Raw genomic sequence first — 15,071 nt, 5'->3', positions numbered from 1 at the left:
GTCGCGAGACGCGCGGCTCGGGTCGGGTCGGGTCGGGCGCGAGGGGGCCTGGACGAACGTCGCGAATGACTCATTCGGGACATCCGACGCCGGGAATGAGTCATTCGCGACTCCCGGCTACCGCCGCCCGCCCGCCAAGACGTGCTCGATGCGGTCCGCCGCTCCCGGCAAGTCCACCAGCAGCTCCACCTTGTCCGGCAACCCGGCCGGGTCCCACCCGGGCCCGCACGCGAACAACCGGCTCCGCTGCCTCCCCCGGGACACCCGCGCGAACAGCCGCGTGTCCGCCACCCCGCGCCGGTGCGCCCACAGCACCACCGCCGCCGGTGCGCTCCGGCGCACCGCCACCGCCAGAACCTCCGCGGGCAGCGGCACCCCGAACAGCTGCGCGCCGATCCGGCGGCCGGCCAGCGATGCCGCCAGTGCGTACATCGGCATCGAGTCGCGCTCGTCCGGGACGCACCCGAGCAGCACCGGGCGCGTGTTGCGGGGCTCGTCGAGGACCGGGGTCGCGCGGACCAGCGCCGCGAACACGCACTCCGCCAGCAGGTACTCGACCTCCGCGCCCGCGCTCGCCCCCCGCCAGCGGGCCCCCAGCGCCGACAGCACCGGCTCGATCACGCCGGCCCACGCGGGGAGCACGCCGAGCTCGGTGATCGTGTCCGCGAGCATGCGCTGGACCGCTCCCACGTCCATCGCCAGCGCCGCCGTGCTCAAGCGGCGGGCGAGCCGGGAGCGGACCTCCAGGCCGTCGTCGGCCGCCGCCGCGTCGGCGGGTACCGAAGGCTCCTCGGCCTGGGGCGGGCCGGAGCGCGGCATCTGCTCGAGGGCGTAGCGCGCCGCCTCGGCCGTCGACGCGCCGCTCAGCAACGCGCGCTGCATCAGTTCGAGCCGGCCGATGTCGGAGCTGCCGTAGCGGCGGTGACGACCGTCGGTGTGCCTGCTCGGGCCCAGCCCGTAGCGGCGGTCCCAGGTTCGGAGGGTGGACGGCGCGACCCCGAGCCGGCGGGCGACCGAGGCCACCGGCAGGGTGGGTTCTTCGGTACCCGACCCAGCTCCCACGAGCCTCAATATCCAGGCACTCAGCGCGGTCGGCAACCGGAGGCGAAACCCCTGCTCACACATCCGGGGGATGCCTAACGGCTGAATCGAACCGAATCGCTTGAACAACTATTGGCGCGCTTCTAACGTTACGGCCGTTGCACCGAATGGAGTATCGGCATCACAGCAGAGCAGCTAGCGGCATCGACCGATTGACGGAGGCGGTCAGGATGGCAGACACGCGCAGGCTCCCAGGACCCAACGCCGACATGTGGGACTGGCAGCTCGAAGGGTCGTGCCGGGGGATGGACAGCGCGTCCTTCTTTCACCCGGACGGCGAGCGCGGCCCGGCGCGGGCACGGCGGGAGGCCAGGGCGAAGGCGGTCTGCCTGAGCTGCCCCGTCCTGGAGTTGTGCCGCAGCCACGCGCTGGCGGTGCACGAGCCCTACGGCATCTGGGGCGGGCTCTCGGAGTCCGAACGCGAGCACCTCATCAAGTCCGACAAACGCGCGCTCAGCATGTCCGGCGGCTGAGCGGCCACAGACAACGGAGGGCGGCACCGGGTGGGGTGCCGCCCTTCGTGCTCTTCAAGACGAAAGCGGCGGCACTCCCAGCAGGAGTGCCGCCCGGCTTCGTTCGGAAATCAGTGCGAGTGGCCGTGACCCGCCGCGGCGGGCTCCTCGTCGGCCGGCTTCTCGACGATCGACGACTCCGTCGTCAGCACGAGACGCGCGATCGAAGCGGCGTTCGCCACCGCGGACCGGGTCACCTTGACCGGGTCGACGATGCCGGCGGCCAGCAGGTCGGTCAGCTCGCCGGTGGCGGCGTTGAAGCCGTGCCCCCAGCTTTGCTCCCGCACCTTGTTGACGATGACCGCGCCCTCGTGGCCCGCGTTGGTCGCGATCCAGAACAGCGGGGCGGACAGCGCGTCGCGCACGATGCGGACACCGGTCGCTTCGTCGCCTTCGAGGCCGAGGCCGTCTTCCAGGTCCTTGACCGCGTGCACCAGCGCCGAGCCGCCGCCGGGCAGGATGCCCTCTTCGACGGCCGCCTTGGTCGCGGCCACGGCGTCTTCGATGCGGTGCTTGCGCTCGTTCAGCTCGGTCTCGGTGGCCGCGCCGACCTTGATCACCGCGATACCACCGCCCAGCTTCGCGAGCCGCTCCTGCAGCTTCTCGCGGTCCCAGTCGGAGTCCGTGGACTCGATCTCCTTGCGGATCTGGGCGATCCGCGCCTGGGTGGCGTCCTTCGTGCCGGCGCCGTCCACGATGGTGGTGTCGTCCTTGGTGACGACGATGCGCCGCGCGCTGCCGAGCGCACCGAGGTCCGCGTCGGCGAGCTTCATGCCGATCTCCGCGGAGACCACCTCGCCGCCGGTGACGACCGCGAGGTCGTCCAGGAACGCCTTGCGGCGGTCACCGAAGAACGGCGCCTTGACGGCGACGGCGGTGATCGTCTTGCGCAGCGAGTTCACCACGAGGGTGGACAGCGCTTCGCCGTCGACGTCCTCGGCGATGATCAGCAGCGGCTTCTTGGCCTCGACGACCTTCTCGAGCACCGGCAGCAGGTCCGCCAGCGAAGAAACCTTCTCGCGGACGAGCAGGATGTAGGCGTCCTCGAGGATCGCCTTCTGCTCCTCCGGGTTGGTCGCGAAGTGCGCCGAGAGGAAGCCCTTGTCGAACTGGACGCCCTCGGTGATCACCAGCTCGGTCGCCAGGGTCGACGACTCCTCGATGGTGATGACGCCGTCTTCGCCGACCTTCTCGACGGCTTCGCCGAGCAGGGCGCCGATGTTGGCGTCACGGGAGGTGACGGTGCCGACCTGGGCGATGTCCTTGCGGCCCTTGACCGGGGTGGCCTTGGCCTTGAGGACCTCGATGACCTTCTCCGCGGCGGCCTCGATGCCGCGGCCGATCGAGGACGGGTTGGCGCCGGCCGCGACGTTGCGCAGGCCGACCTTCACCAGCGACTGCGCGAGCACGGTCGCGGTCGTGGTGCCGTCGCCGGCGACGTCGTTGGTCTTGGTGGCGACGCTCTTGGCGAGCTGCGCGCCGAGGTTCTCGAACGGGTCGTCGAGCTCGATCTCACGAGCGACGGTCACGCCGTCGAGGGTGATGGTCGGGCCGCCGAACTTCTTGTCGAGCACGACGTGACGACCACGCGGACCGAGGGTGACCTTGACCGCGTCGGCGAGCTTGTTCACCCCGCGCTCCAGCGCGCGACGAGCGTCCTCGTCGAATTTGATCTGCTTGGGCATAGCGGTTTCCGCTTACCTTTCGGTGTTTGAGACGCAAGAACGCCCCGTCCCCCGGCTTGTGCGGGGCCCGGGGCGTCATGCGCTGCGAGCGGACGTCAGTTGATGACGGCCAGCACGTCGCGGGCGGACAGGATGAGGTAGTCCTCACCGTTGTACTTGACCTCGGTGCCGCCGTACTTCGAGTAGATGACGACGTCACCGACGTTCACGTCCAGCGGGACGCGATTGCCCTTGTCGTCGATCCGGCCCGGGCCCACGGCCAGAACCTTGCCCTCCTGGGGCTTCTCCTTGGCGGTGTCGGGGATGACGAGGCCGGAAGCGGTCGTCTCCTCGGCCTCGCTCGTCTGGACAACGATCTTGTCCTCGAGCGGCTTGATGTTCACGCTCACCGGGTTGACCTCCACGGTCGTCGAAAGCGTCGGCAGGATGTATTACGGCTCCTACCACCCCCGCCGTCGCGGGTGCCGGGGCTGTCGGGCCGTGCGATTAGCACTCTAGCCATGGGAGTGCCAGCCGTGCAACCAGGGTCGGCCCGATCGTCCGACGCCCACCGGCGCCGGTCACGCATCGCCAGGTCAGCGGCACCTCTTACCTCCGGCGTGAGTTTCTGGTTAGGTTCTCACGTCTGGCACCTGAACCCTGGGGGTTTATGCCCATGTCCTCCCGTTCCGTCCCGAGAACGGCGGCCGTCGCGGCCGTCGTCGCGATCGCGGCCGGCCTCGCCGCCGCTCCGGCCCACGCCGCCACCACCGAACAGCGGCAGCGCGACTTCACCGCCGCCGCGGCCGAGTTCGGCGTCCCCGAGAACGTCCTGCTCGGCGTCTCCTACCTCGAATCCCGCTGGGACTCCAACGCCGGCACGCCCAGCACGGCCGCCGGTTACGGCCCGATGCACCTCACCGACCTGCGCGAAGCCGGGGTGGCGACCAGCCACCACGACGAGGGCGCAGAAGACCCCCGTGGCGACGACGCCCGCCCCGCGTTGCACCCGAAGGCCGGCCCCGCCACGCCGCCGCACGGGCTGCAGACCGTCGACGAGGCCGCCCAGCTCACCGGCCAAAAAGCCGAGACCCTCCGCACCGACGCCGCCCAGAACATCCGGGGCGGCGCCGCCCTGCTCGCGAAGTACCACGCCGGCCAGTCCGACTGGTACGACGCCGTCGCGCGGTACAGCGGGTCGGCCGGAGACGCCGCGCAGACCTTCGCCGACGAGGTCTTCGACACCATCAAGACCGGCGTCGCCCGGACCACCGACGACGGCCAGCAGGTCACCCTGGCCGCGACGCCCGATCTGAAAGCCCCGCAGCACGCCGGGAACCCGGCGAACGTCGAGTGCCCGCGGACCGTCGCCTGCGAGTCGGTCCCCGCTCCCTACCAGGAGCTGCCGAACGACGACTACGGCAACCACGACCTCGCCAACCGGCCGGTCAGCCAGAAGATCGACCACATCGTCATCCACGACACCGAGGGCTACTGGGACAACGTCCTCGACCTCGCCCAGGACCCGACGTACGTGAGCTGGCACTACACCATCCGCTCCAACGACGGCCTGATCGCGCAGCACGTGCCGACCAAGGACGTCGCCTGGCACGCCGGCAACTGGTACGTCAACGCGAAGTCCATCGGCGTCGAGCACGAGGGCTTCGCCGCGAAGGGCACCTGGTACACCGAAGCGATGTACCGGTCGAGCGCGAAGCTCGTCGGCTACCTCGCGCGCAAGTACGGCATCCCGCTCGACCGGGCGCACATCATCGGCCACGACAACGTGCCGGGCACGATCCCGTCGACCATCGCGGGCATGCACTGGGACCCGGGCCCCTACTGGGACTGGTCGCACTACTTCGACCTGCTGGGCGCGCCGCTCGGCGGGTTCGGGCTGCCCGGCTCGTCGCTGGTCACCATCGACCCGGACTTCGCGAAGAACCAGCCGGTGTTCACCGGGTGCGACGGTCCCGGCACGGCTTGCGCGCCGCGGGGCTCGGAGGCCGTCGTGCTGCACTCGCAGCCCAGTGAGACGTCGCCGCTGCTCGTCGACATCGGCCTGCATCCGAACGGTTCACCGTCCACAACGGACGTCTCCGACGTCGGCAGCCGCGCCGCGACCGGACAGCAGTACGCCGTCGCCGGCGTCAGCGGCGACTGGACGGCGATCTGGTACCTCGGGCAGAAGGGCTGGTTCCACAACCCGCGCAACGCCCGCGTGGCCAAGCCGGCGATCGGGCTCGTCGTGACGCCGAAGCCGGGGTTGACGACGATCCCCGTGTACGGCCGGGCCTACCCCGAGCCCGAGGCCTACCCGGCGAACACCACCGTGCAGGCGATCACGCCGCTGCCGTACACGCTGGCCGCCGGCCAGAAGTACTCCTCGGCCGGGACGGTCGGCTCGGAGTACTACTCGGCCACGACGTTCGACGTGGCCGACCACGTGGTGGTGAAGGGCAAGCTGAAGTACGTCCAGATCCAGTTCGGGCACCGGATCGCGTTCGTCAAGGCGGACGACGTCCGGATCCTGCCGGCGTTCTGACCGAAGTTCGTGAAGGCCACCTTGAGGAACTTGTAGTTCCTGAAGGTGGCCTTCACGGCTTTCAGGCGTCGAGCGCGACCTTCGCCCCGGCCGCCTGTTCGGTGTTGCGGCGCGTCTTCGTCCAGCCGTTGCGGCCGCGCACCAGCCGGAACAACGCGCGCCAGTAGACGGCGAAGAGGATCCACGCGCCGCCGGTGAACCACGCCCACATCCGCGCCGGGTCGCCCGCGGTGCTCGTCACCAGCAGGACGAACGGGATCGGGTAGAGCAGCGAGCCGAGCAGTTGCAGCCACGGCTGGGCCAGGTAGTACATCATCTCCGCGGCGCCGAGCGTGCTCAGGTGCGGCGAGTCCCAGATCCGCCGCAGGTAGCGGGCGCACTGCATGGTGCCCTGGCCCCACCTCGTGCGCTGCACCAGGAACCGCCGCAGGCTGTACAGACCTTCCTGCGCCACATGGGAATCCGGCGTGAACCCGGTGCGCCAGCCCGCCGTCAGCAGGTGGACGCCGAGCTCGAAGTCCTCCAGCAGCGAGCCACGCCACGGCTGTTCGTCCGGGCCGGCGATCGAGTCGAGCGCGGTGAGCCGGGTGAACTGGCCGTTGCCGCCCATGGAGATCGTGCCGGTGAAGCCGCGGGAGGTCTGGATCGCCGCGATCGCCGTCCGGAACTCGAGATCCTGCAGCTGCGCGAGCTTCAGGCCGAACCAGCGGCCGGCCGGGTTGCGCGACGGCGGCGGCGTCCCGACGTTGCTCATCCGGACGTCGAGCTGGACCGCGCCGATCTCCGCGTCGCCGAAGAGGTGGTCCGCCGCGCAGACCTCCAGGCAGTTCGGGGCCGGGCGGCCGTCGGCGTCGACGACCACCACGACGACGACGTCGTTCCGGCGCGCGTCCGGGCCCATCCACTCGTTCAGCGCCCGGTAGGCGGCGTTGAGCGCGTCGCCCTTGCCGGTCCGGGCCTCGGGCCGCACGCGCGGCACCAGGTGCAGATACGGGTCGTAGCCGCCGTGGCGCCGCCACAGCATCCGGACGACGCGGGCCGTGCGGTCGTCGGAGTCGTCGTCGACGACCCAGACGTGCGCCTTGCGGAACGTCGTGCGCAGGTAGCGGATCGTCTCGCGGATGACCGTCTGCTCGTCGCGGCACGGCACGAAGAAGTGCCACGTGAAGTCCGCCGGATCGCCCACGGGAGCGGGCTTGCGGCGCAGGTACGGGACGACGATCACGACGACGTACACGAGGAACGCCACGCTCATCGTCAGCGCGAACGCCTGCGTGATCGCCAGCAGGACCTTGACGCTCATGCCTTCTTCTTCCGCGCCGCGAGCCAGACGAACAGGACCAGCGACACCGCGCCGCCGAAGACGCTGATCATCGAGCCGAGCAGCGTGTGGCCCCAGTAGTAGCCTTGTCGGTGCCGAACCCGTGGACCCGCCCGACGATCGTGAGAATGCGCAGCTGATTCACCAGCACGACGACGAGCGCGGAAATGCCGAGCGAAAAGAACAGCCTTTTGGCATTGGCGGGCCGGAAGTACACCATGACCATGGTCACAACGAGCAGCGGCAGCAAAAGGAACGCGGACGAACATTCCGGCGTCATTCTCAACCCGAATGGCGCAGCACTGTTCAACCCGAAGTAAACAGACTCCCGATCGGGCGCTACATAAACACCCGATGTAGTGACGGCCTCGAGGATCGCGCCCGCGAGGCGCACTTCCAGTTCGCGGTAGAACCGCTCGGCCAGCACCACCACGGCTCCCGCGACGGCCAGCGCGCCGAGCGCGATGACCAGCGGAAACTTCGTAATACCTCAATTCGGAGCGTTCGCTACGGCCACGACAGTCCTCTCGGTGTCGATTCTTCGTTCAAGCTGCGAACCCGGGCGAGCGTAAGTCATGGACGTCCCGCGGTTCCACCCGGAGGTGTGGTTTCAGCGGCCATTCGGCAGCAGCGGCGGCGAACTTGCTAGCCCGACCGGGTGATGTGGTGACGACCAGCGGAAACGACGTCGCGAAATACCCGATCCGGTGATCCGGGAAATTTCGTGTGCTATTCGAACCGCGCTTGGCGATAGTCGATTCGCGTGCCGAGTAGAGGCCAGCCGGTTCGATCCGCGCCGCCGTCACGCGAATCTCCAGGAAACCCAGCGAATTCGGAGGATCAGTTGAGGAAAAGCTCCCTCGTGCGCCGCGGCGGCCTGCTCGCCGCGGTCGTGGCGAGCGTCGTGCTCGCCGGCGCGGCCCCCGCTTGGGCCTCGCCCGGCGACGGGTCCGCGTACGGCGTCAAGGTCGACGTCAAGCTGCTCGGCCGGCCGGCGGTGAAGGCGGGCCCGCTCGCGGCCGCCGCCACGGCCGGCCCGGCGAGCAGCAGCCTGGCGAAGGTCGACCTCCCGGCGTCCTCACCGCCAGCGCGATCACCACCGAGGCCAAGCGCGACGAGGATTCCGGGGCGGTGACGGCGAAGGCGAGCACCGCCGACGTCGGGTTGCCGCTGCTCAAGACGGCCCTCGGGACCGTCGGCATCAAGCCGTCGCGGTGCCGGCCGGGACGCGCATCTACCGCCGCCGCTCCGCCCAGGTCTGAGCGGGGCCCGGATGTACAAGATGCCGGGCGCGGGCGTCGGCGTGGCCGGCGGCGGGGTGGGCACCCTCGCCGCCACCGGTGCCGACGTCGGGTGGTGGCTGGCCGTCGGCGTGCTCCTGGTCCTGCTCGGGACCGTCGCGCTGATCGCCGTCCAATGCCGCAACCGCCGCCTTTCCCGGGCGCGGGACTGAGGGAAGGGCCGTCGGCGTGCGCCCCTCGCACGCCGGCGGCCCTCCAAGGCGGAAATTCCTGGACACTGGACTATGTGGAGAAGGGGCACCGCGCGGTGGACGTGATGTTGCTGGCCGGGACGCGGCCGGAAGCGCTGAAGCTCGCGCCGCTGGCCCTGGCGCTGGACGCGCACCCCGCGCTCCGGCCGATCCTGGTCCACAGCGGGCAGCACGCGGGCATGGTCGAGCAGGCCTTGGCGCCCTTCGGCCTGGTCGCGGATGCGTGGCTGGACGTGCCGCCGCGGGTCACCGGCGGTCAGGCGGAGCTGGTCGCGGGCCTGCTGCCCGCACTCGACGACGCGCTGCGCCGGTTCTCCCCGGCCGCGCTCGTCGTCCAGGGCGACACGACGACGACGCTCGCCGGCGCGCTGGCCGCGTTCTGGCTGGGCATTCCCGTGGTGCACCTGGAGGCCGGGTTGCGCACGCACGACCTGGCGGCGCCCTTCCCCGAGGAGGGCGCGCGGCAGATGGTGTCACGGCTGGCGGCGCTGCACCTCGCGCCGACGCTGCGCGCGGCCGCTGAGCTCCGCGCGGAAGGCGTTGCGCGGCAACAGATCGCGGTCACCGGCAACACGGTCGTCGACGCGGTGCTGGAGATCGCGGCGCGCGACCTCCCGGCGCGCGACACGGCGCTGGCGTTGCTGGAGATGGAGATCGCGGAGGCGGGCGAGCGGCTGGTGCTCGTGACGTCGCACCGCCGCGAGTCGTGGGGCGAGCCGCTGGAGCGGACGCTGGCCGCGGTGCAGCTGATCGTGGCCGAGCACCCGGACGTGCAGGTGCTGTTCCCGGCGCACCCGAACCCGCAGGTCCGCGGCCAGGTGGAGGCGGCTTTGGGTGGGCTGCCGAGGGTGACGGTGACGGACCCGCTGGAGTACCCGGACCTGGTCCGCGCGCTGCGGCTGGCGTCGCTGGTGCTGACGGACTCGGGCGGGATCCAGGAGGAGGCGCCGACGTTCGGCACGCCGGTGCTGGTCCTGCGCGACGTCACCGAGCGGGTCGAGGTCGTGGCGGCCGGGTGCGCGTGGCTGGTGGGGACGGACACCGAGCGGATCGCGGACACGGCGGCGCGGTTGTTGAGCGGTGAGCTGCGGCCGGCGCAGGTGGGAAACCCTTACGGCGAGGGGAACGCGGCGACGCTGGCGGTGGCGGCGATCGAGGAGCTGCTGGGTGTGGGGGCCCCGGCACACAAGCACGCCGCGGCTTCCTGAGGCCCGGCCGCAACGACTTGAACGACTCTTTCATGTCGTCAGGCGACATGAAAGAGTCGTTCATGTCATCTGAGCGGCCTAAAGCGAGACCACGTTCACCGGCAGGGCCGGGTTCGCGCTGAAGTCCAGCGATGCCGTCGGACGCTTGGCCGCCACCACGTGCGCACCCAAAGCCGCGATCATCGCGCCGTTGTCCGTGCACAGCCGCGGCCGCGGGACCCGCAGCTCGATGCCCGCCGCGGCACAGCGCTCGGCCGCCAGGGACGACAGCCGCGAGTTCGCCGCCACCCCGCCCGAGATCACGATGGTGCCGATCCCCTGTTCCTTGGCCGCGCGGATCGCCTTCATCGTCAGCACGTCCGCGACCGCCTCCTGGAACGACGCCGCGACGTCGTCCACCGGAATCTCCTCGCCGCGACGAGACGCGCCTTCGACCCAGCGCGCCACCGACGTCTTCAGGCCGGAGAACGAGAAGTCGTTCTTCGCGTCGCGCGGGCCCGTCATACCGCGGGGGAACGCGATCGCGGAGGGATTGCCGTTCTTCGCCGCTTTGTCGATCGGCGGGCCGCCCGGGTACGGCAGGCCGAGGACCCGCGCGACCTTGTCGTACGCCTCGCCCGCCGCGTCGTCCACAGTGGACCCCAGCTCGGTGATCGACGACGCGATGTCGTCGACGCGCAGCAGCTGCGTGTGCCCACCGGAGACCAGCAGCGCCAGGCACGGCGTCGGCAACGGCCCGTGCTGCAGCGTGTCCACGGCGATGTGCCCGGCGAGGTGGTTGACGCCGTACAAAGGCACGTCCAACGCCGTCGCGTACGCCTTCGCCGCGGAGACGCCGACGAGCAGCGCACCGGCCAGGCCGGGGCCGGCCGTCACCGCGATGGCGTCCACATCGGACAGGGAAAGCCCGGCCTTCTCGAAGGCACGGGAAGTCGTCGGGACCATCGCTTCGAGGTGCGCGCGGCTCGCGACCTCGGGCACCACGCCGCCGAAGCGGGCGTGCTGCTCGACGCTGGAGGCGACCTCGTCGGCGAGCAGCTCGACCGCTCCGTCGTCGTGCAGGCGGACCAGGCCGACGCCGGTCTCGTCGCACGAGCTCTCGATGCCCATGATGATGCGTGACATCAGCCCGCCACCTCGTCTCGCGTCCGCGCCGGGCGGACCATCGTGTACGCGTCGGCGCCGGAGGGCTGGTAGTAGCGCTTCCGGATGCCGAGCCGTTCGAAGCCGTGGCTCTCGTACAGCGCGAGGGCCGAGTCGTTGTCCGTGCGGACCTCGAGGAACACCGGCGCTTCGAACTCGTCCGCCCGCTCCAGCAGCGCCCGCAGCAACGCCTTGCCGATACCCCGGCGCTGGTACTCGGGTGCGACGCCGATGGTGTGCACGGTCGCCTCGTACTCGCCGCGGCGCCGCCCGACGACGGCCAGCCCGGCGTACCCGAGCAGCTCGTCGCCCTCGTCGGGGCGCGCGGCGAGGTAGAAGTTGCCCATGTCCAGCTCGGAGTGGAAGGCGCGCGCGCTCCACGGGTCGTCGCCGGGGAAGAGGATCTGCTCGATCTCGACGCACCGGGCGATGTCCCGGCGGCGCAGCGGCTCGAGTCTCACGGCGCGGTCACCCGTTTCGGCGCGGTGGGCTCGGCGGCGTCGGGGCGGCGCAGGTACAGGGGCGTCAGCGGCGCGGGCGCTTCCTTCGCCAGCAACGCACTGCGAGCGACCTTCACCAGGCCAGCGGGCGACGGAAAGCGCGGCTCGATCGGCCGGACGTCGAGCGCGGCGGTGTACAGCAGCGCGCCGTCGCCGGCCGCGACCTTGACACCGGTCTCGAGGTCGGCGGGGCGCTGGACGTGCGGGCCGTCGGTGCGGTTCCCGGCGGCGTCGTAGGCGGCCCAGTAGACCTCGCGGCGGCGGGCGTCGGTGAGGACGAGGAAAGCGTTGTCCCCCGGCACGACGTCGGCGGCCAGCGCGTCGAGGCTGCAGACCGGGTACACCGGGAGGCCGAGGGCGTGCCCGAGCGCGGCGGCGGTGGCCATCCCGGCACGCAGGCCGGTGAAGGGGCCGGGACCGACGCCGACGACGATCGCGTCGAGGTCCTTGAGGGACACTCCGGCGGCTTCGGCGGCGGCGAGCGCGTGCGGCATGATCAGCTCGCCGTGGGCGCGGGGGTCCACCGTGACGCGGTCGCCGCGCGTCTCGACCCCGTCAGCGTCGCCCGAGCCCACCGCGACGACGCCCGCGGTCACCGCCGGGGTCGAGGTATCGATCGCCAGTACCAACACGGTGTCCCAGCCTACGACCAGGGCCTTCGGCGACTTGCTGCAGGGGACGGATCCGCACGGTACTGTGCCGATTGTCACCAATCCGACAGCAGCCACGGCGGAAATCGGCGCCTTGCGCTGATCGGCCGGGGAACGTGTCCGCCTGCTTTCGGCCGGATTGGTAACGTGCGGATCGAGTGCGACACTGGGAGGTCCCCGCGGTGCCCGACCCGTTGTTCCCCACCCTCACGTCAGCTTCGGGCAAGGAAGCCCTCCGGTTCGGCGAACAGGCCCTGACCTACGAAGAGCTCGCGGCGGTCGCCGGCGGCCTCGCCGCCGAGCTGCCGCGCGGCCGCGTCGCGGTCTGGGCGACCCCGACGCTGCACACGAGCGTCGCCGTCGTCGCCGCGCTGCTGGCCGGCGTCCCGGCCGTGCCGCTCAACCCGAAGATCGGCGAGCGCGAGCTGGCGCACATCCTCGCCGACAGCGAACCCCGGCTGGTGCTGGCCGAGCCGGGCGCCGAGCTGCCGTCGGGGCTGGCCGGCCTGCCCCGGCGCGACATCCCGCTGACCGGCGAAGCCACGCCGCTCGCGGAAGAGCCGGATCCCGAGACGCCCGCGTTGATCGTCTACACCTCGGGCACGACCGGGCCGCCGAAGGGCGTCGTCCTCCCCCGCCGCTCGATCGCGACGACGCTCGACGCGCTCGAGGACGCCTGGGGCTGGACCGCCGAGGACACACTGGTGCACGGCCTGCCGCTGTTCCACGTGCACGGACTGATCCTCGGCATCCTCGGCCCGCTGCGCCGCGGCGGCTCGGTGCGCCACCTCGGCCGGTTCTCGACCGAGGGCGTCGCGCGCGAGCTGTCGGCCGGCGCGACCATGCTGTTCGGCGTCCCGACGATGTACCACCGGATCGCCGGCGAAGTCGGCACGGACGCGGCACTCGCCGACGCGCTGCGCGGCGCGCGGCTGCTCGTCTCCGGGTCGGCCGCGCTGCCGGTGCACGACCACCAGCGGATCACCGAAGCGACCGGCCAGCAGGTCGTCGAGCGCTACGGGATGACCGAGACGCTGATGAACACGAGCGTCCGCGCGGACGGCGAGCGCAAGCCCGGCACGGTCGGCGTGCCGTTGAGCGGGGTCGAACTGCGGCTGGTCGGCGAAGCCGGTGAGACGATCGACGACGTCGAAGGCGTCGGCGAGATCCAGGTGCGCGGCCCCAACCTGTTCACCGAGTACCTCAACCGCCCGGACGCGACCGCGGCCGCGTTCGACGGCGGCTGGTTCCGCACCGGCGACGTGGCGACGCGCGATGCCGACGGGTACGTCAAGATCGTCGGGCGCAAGGCGACCGACCTGATCAAGAGCGGCGGCTACAAGATCGGCGCGGGCGAGATCGAGAACGCGCTGCTCGAACACCCCGGCGTCGCGGAGGCGGCCGTCACCGGCGAGCCGGACGACGACCTCGGCGAGCGGATCGTCGCGTGGGTCGTGCCCAGCGGTGAGCCGCCTTCGGCCGACGAGCTGGCCGACCACGTCGCCAAGCTGCTCGCGCCGCACAAGCGCCCGCGGGTCGTCCGGTACCTGGACGCGTTGCCGCGCAACGACATGGGCAAGGTCTTGAAGCGGGCGCTCGGTGACTAGACGGCCGGCGCGCGAAGTCGTCGGCGCGATCTCGAACGGCTTCGAGGAGTTCCCCACGCCGTTGCGCGACGAGCCGGCCGACGGACCGATCGGCTGGCCCGGCTACCGCGAAGCACGCTCCGCCGCTGAAGAACGCACCGGCGAGAAGGAGTCCGTCGTCTGCGGGACGGCGAAGATCGGTGACGTCGAGGCCGTGCTGATCGCGTTCGAGTTCGGGTTCCTCGGCGGATCGCTCGGGCAGCGCACCGGCGACCGGATCGAGGCGGCGTTCGCGCACGCGCGTGACGCGCGGCTGCCGGTGGTCTCGCTGGTTTCGACCGGCGGCAGCCGCATGCAGCAGGGCATGCGCGCGTTGATGCAGCTGCAGCGGGTGGCGCGGGCGTCGGCGCTCACGCGGGCGTCGGGAATCCCGCAGATCTCGGTGCTGCGCGACCCGACGACCGGCGGCGGCTGGGCGACGCTCGGCGCGGGCGCCGACGTCATCCTCGCGCTGCCGGAGGCGCAGGTCGGCTTCGCGGGCTCTCGGGTGCGTCCCGCGGGTTCGCCGGAGGCGTACACGGCGGAGGCCAAGTACGAGTGGGGTCAGGTCGACGCGATCGTCTCCCCCGACGAACTCGGCGCTGTGCTGGAACGGTGGCTGCGGCTGCTGACGGCGCATTCGTCGGCGGCGGCTCCCCCGCCTTCCGCCCTGCGGCCGGCTTCCCTTCCCGGCACGGGCTGGGAAGCGGTGCAGGCCGCGCGTTCCCCGCGACGGCCACGGGCCGTCGAGTACCTCGACGCGTACTTCGACTGGCGCTCGGACGTCAGCGGCGACCGCGGCGGCGGGGTCGATCCCGGGGTTTTGTGCGGCTTCGGCTGGCGCGACGGCCGGACGATCGCCTACGCGGCCCAGTGCGGCACACCGACGTTGCCCTCGGGCTTCCGGACCGCGGCGAGGCTGGTCAAGCTGGCCTCACGGCTGGGGATCCCGGTGCTGACGCTGGTCGACACCCCGGGCGCGGCGAACGACGCGGCGGCGGAGCAGGCGGGCGCGGGCGGCGCGATCGCGGCGCTGTTCGAGGCGGTGGCGACGGCATCGATCCCGGTGACGACGCTGGTGATCGGCGAAGGCGGCTCGGGCGGGGCGTTGGCGTTCGCGGCCCCGGAGTCGACGTGGGTGACGCCCGACGCGTACTTCTCGGTGACGTCCCCGGAAGCGGCGGCGGCGATCCTGAAGCGGCCGGCCTCGGAGGTCCCGGATCTCGCCAACCAGCTGCACCTGCGGCCCCAGGACCTGGTGGACCTGGGCGTGGCGCGGGCCGTCGTGAGTGTTCAGGCGGGTTAGAACC

At 71.5% G+C, this 15,071-nt stretch carries 14 protein-coding genes and 1 pseudogene; 7 read left to right on the top strand and 8 right to left on the bottom strand.

The genetic code is table 11. The annotated features are described in order from the left end of the window. Window positions 1-117: 117 nt before the first annotated feature. Complete coding sequence (locus tag AB0N03_RS18000; protein WP_364372421.1) at window positions 118-1,062, bottom strand: MerR family transcriptional regulator; 945 nt, start codon at window positions 1,060-1,062, stop codon at window positions 118-120. Window positions 1,063-1,271: 209 nt separating this feature from the next. On the opposite strand from AB0N03_RS18000, the gene AB0N03_RS17995 reads away from it, so the two are divergent. Beyond that, complete coding sequence (locus AB0N03_RS17995; protein ID WP_364372419.1) at window positions 1,272-1,574, top strand: WhiB family transcriptional regulator; 303 nt, start codon at window positions 1,272-1,274, stop codon at window positions 1,572-1,574. A gap of 110 nt (window positions 1,575-1,684) precedes the next feature. Here AB0N03_RS17995 and groL read toward each other — a convergent pair whose 3' ends face one another. Together groL and groES are read right to left on the bottom strand one after the other, a co-directional pair. Further along, window positions 1,685-3,298 (bottom strand): chaperonin GroEL, encoded by a 1,614-nt coding sequence (gene groL / locus AB0N03_RS17990; RefSeq protein ID WP_364372416.1) that lies wholly within the window; start codon window positions 3,296-3,298, stop codon window positions 1,685-1,687. Between the two features lie 95 nt (window positions 3,299-3,393). Then, window positions 3,394-3,687 (bottom strand): co-chaperone GroES, encoded by a 294-nt coding sequence (groES, locus tag AB0N03_RS17985; RefSeq protein ID WP_004559922.1) that lies wholly within the window; start codon window positions 3,685-3,687, stop codon window positions 3,394-3,396. 260 nt (window positions 3,688-3,947) lie between these two features. On the opposite strand from groES, the gene AB0N03_RS17980 reads away from it, so the two are divergent. Continuing rightward, window positions 3,948-5,822 (top strand): peptidoglycan recognition family protein, encoded by a 1,875-nt coding sequence (locus tag AB0N03_RS17980; RefSeq protein WP_364372413.1) that lies wholly within the window; start codon window positions 3,948-3,950, stop codon window positions 5,820-5,822. Between the two features lie 61 nt (window positions 5,823-5,883). Here AB0N03_RS17980 and AB0N03_RS17975 read toward each other — a convergent pair whose 3' ends face one another. Further along, window positions 5,884-7,125 carry a glycosyltransferase gene (locus AB0N03_RS17975; RefSeq protein ID WP_364372410.1) on the bottom strand — a complete coding sequence of 414 codons (1,242 nt, stop codon included), beginning with the start codon at window positions 7,123-7,125 and terminating at the stop codon, window positions 5,884-5,886. Then, window positions 7,122-7,630, bottom strand: a pseudogene (gene xrtP / locus AB0N03_RS17970) (exosortase P). The gene AB0N03_RS17975 and the pseudogene xrtP overlap by 4 nt, the downstream one beginning before the upstream one ends. Before the next feature lie 357 nt (window positions 7,631-7,987). Between xrtP and AB0N03_RS17965 the strand changes: the two are divergent. The 3 genes from AB0N03_RS17965 (at window position 7,988) to wecB (ending at window position 9,843) form a co-directional block, all read left to right on the top strand. Next, a complete protein-coding gene (locus AB0N03_RS17965) occupies window positions 7,988-8,278 on the top strand; it encodes a hypothetical protein (RefSeq protein ID WP_364372407.1) in 291 nt (96 codons plus the stop codon). A gap of 138 nt (window positions 8,279-8,416) precedes the next feature. Next, complete coding sequence (locus AB0N03_RS17960) at window positions 8,417-8,596, top strand: peptidase (protein WP_364372404.1); 180 nt, start codon at window positions 8,417-8,419, stop codon at window positions 8,594-8,596. Window positions 8,597-8,691: 95 nt separating this feature from the next. Beyond that, on the top strand, window positions 8,692-9,843 hold the full coding sequence (gene wecB / locus AB0N03_RS17955; RefSeq protein WP_364372953.1) for a UDP-N-acetylglucosamine 2-epimerase (non-hydrolyzing): 1,152 nt from the start codon (window positions 8,692-8,694) through the stop codon (window positions 9,841-9,843). Window positions 9,844-9,921: 78 nt separating this feature from the next. Here the strand turns inward: wecB and tsaD are convergent, their stop codons facing one another. From tsaD to tsaB, 3 genes are read right to left on the bottom strand one after another with little or no spacing between them, the layout of a single operon-like run. Then, window positions 9,922-10,968 carry a tRNA (adenosine(37)-N6)-threonylcarbamoyltransferase complex transferase subunit TsaD gene (tsaD, locus tag AB0N03_RS17950; RefSeq protein ID WP_364372402.1) on the bottom strand — a complete coding sequence of 349 codons (1,047 nt, stop codon included), beginning with the start codon at window positions 10,966-10,968 and terminating at the stop codon, window positions 9,922-9,924. Further along, window positions 10,968-11,447 (bottom strand): ribosomal protein S18-alanine N-acetyltransferase, encoded by a 480-nt coding sequence (gene rimI, locus AB0N03_RS17945; protein WP_364372399.1) that lies wholly within the window; start codon window positions 11,445-11,447, stop codon window positions 10,968-10,970. Before rimI ends, tsaD begins: the two co-directional genes overlap by 1 nt. Next, window positions 11,444-12,118, bottom strand: coding sequence for a tRNA (adenosine(37)-N6)-threonylcarbamoyltransferase complex dimerization subunit type 1 TsaB (tsaB, locus tag AB0N03_RS17940; protein ID WP_364372396.1), 675 nt, complete (start codon window positions 12,116-12,118; stop codon window positions 11,444-11,446). The genes rimI and tsaB overlap by 4 nt, the downstream gene beginning before the upstream one ends. A gap of 200 nt (window positions 12,119-12,318) precedes the next feature. On the opposite strand from tsaB, the gene AB0N03_RS17935 reads away from it, so the two are divergent. Both AB0N03_RS17935 and AB0N03_RS17930 read left to right on the top strand, forming a co-directional pair. Beyond that, the gene (locus AB0N03_RS17935) at window positions 12,319-13,743 is read left to right on the top strand and encodes an acyl-CoA synthetase (protein WP_364372393.1); all 1,425 of its coding nucleotides are present in this window, start codon (window positions 12,319-12,321) and stop codon (window positions 13,741-13,743) included. Beyond that, window positions 13,736-15,067 carry a carboxyl transferase domain-containing protein gene (locus AB0N03_RS17930; RefSeq protein ID WP_364372390.1) on the top strand — a complete coding sequence of 444 codons (1,332 nt, stop codon included), beginning with the start codon at window positions 13,736-13,738 and terminating at the stop codon, window positions 15,065-15,067. Before AB0N03_RS17935 ends, AB0N03_RS17930 begins: the two co-directional genes overlap by 8 nt. The last annotated feature ends 4 nt before the right edge of the window (window positions 15,068-15,071 follow it).

The sequence above is a fragment of the Amycolatopsis sp. NPDC051061 genome (assembly GCF_040682935.1).
GTDB lineage: Bacteria > Actinomycetota > Actinomycetes > Mycobacteriales > Pseudonocardiaceae > Amycolatopsis.
This window is presented reverse-complemented; position numbering and strand designations above follow the sequence as displayed.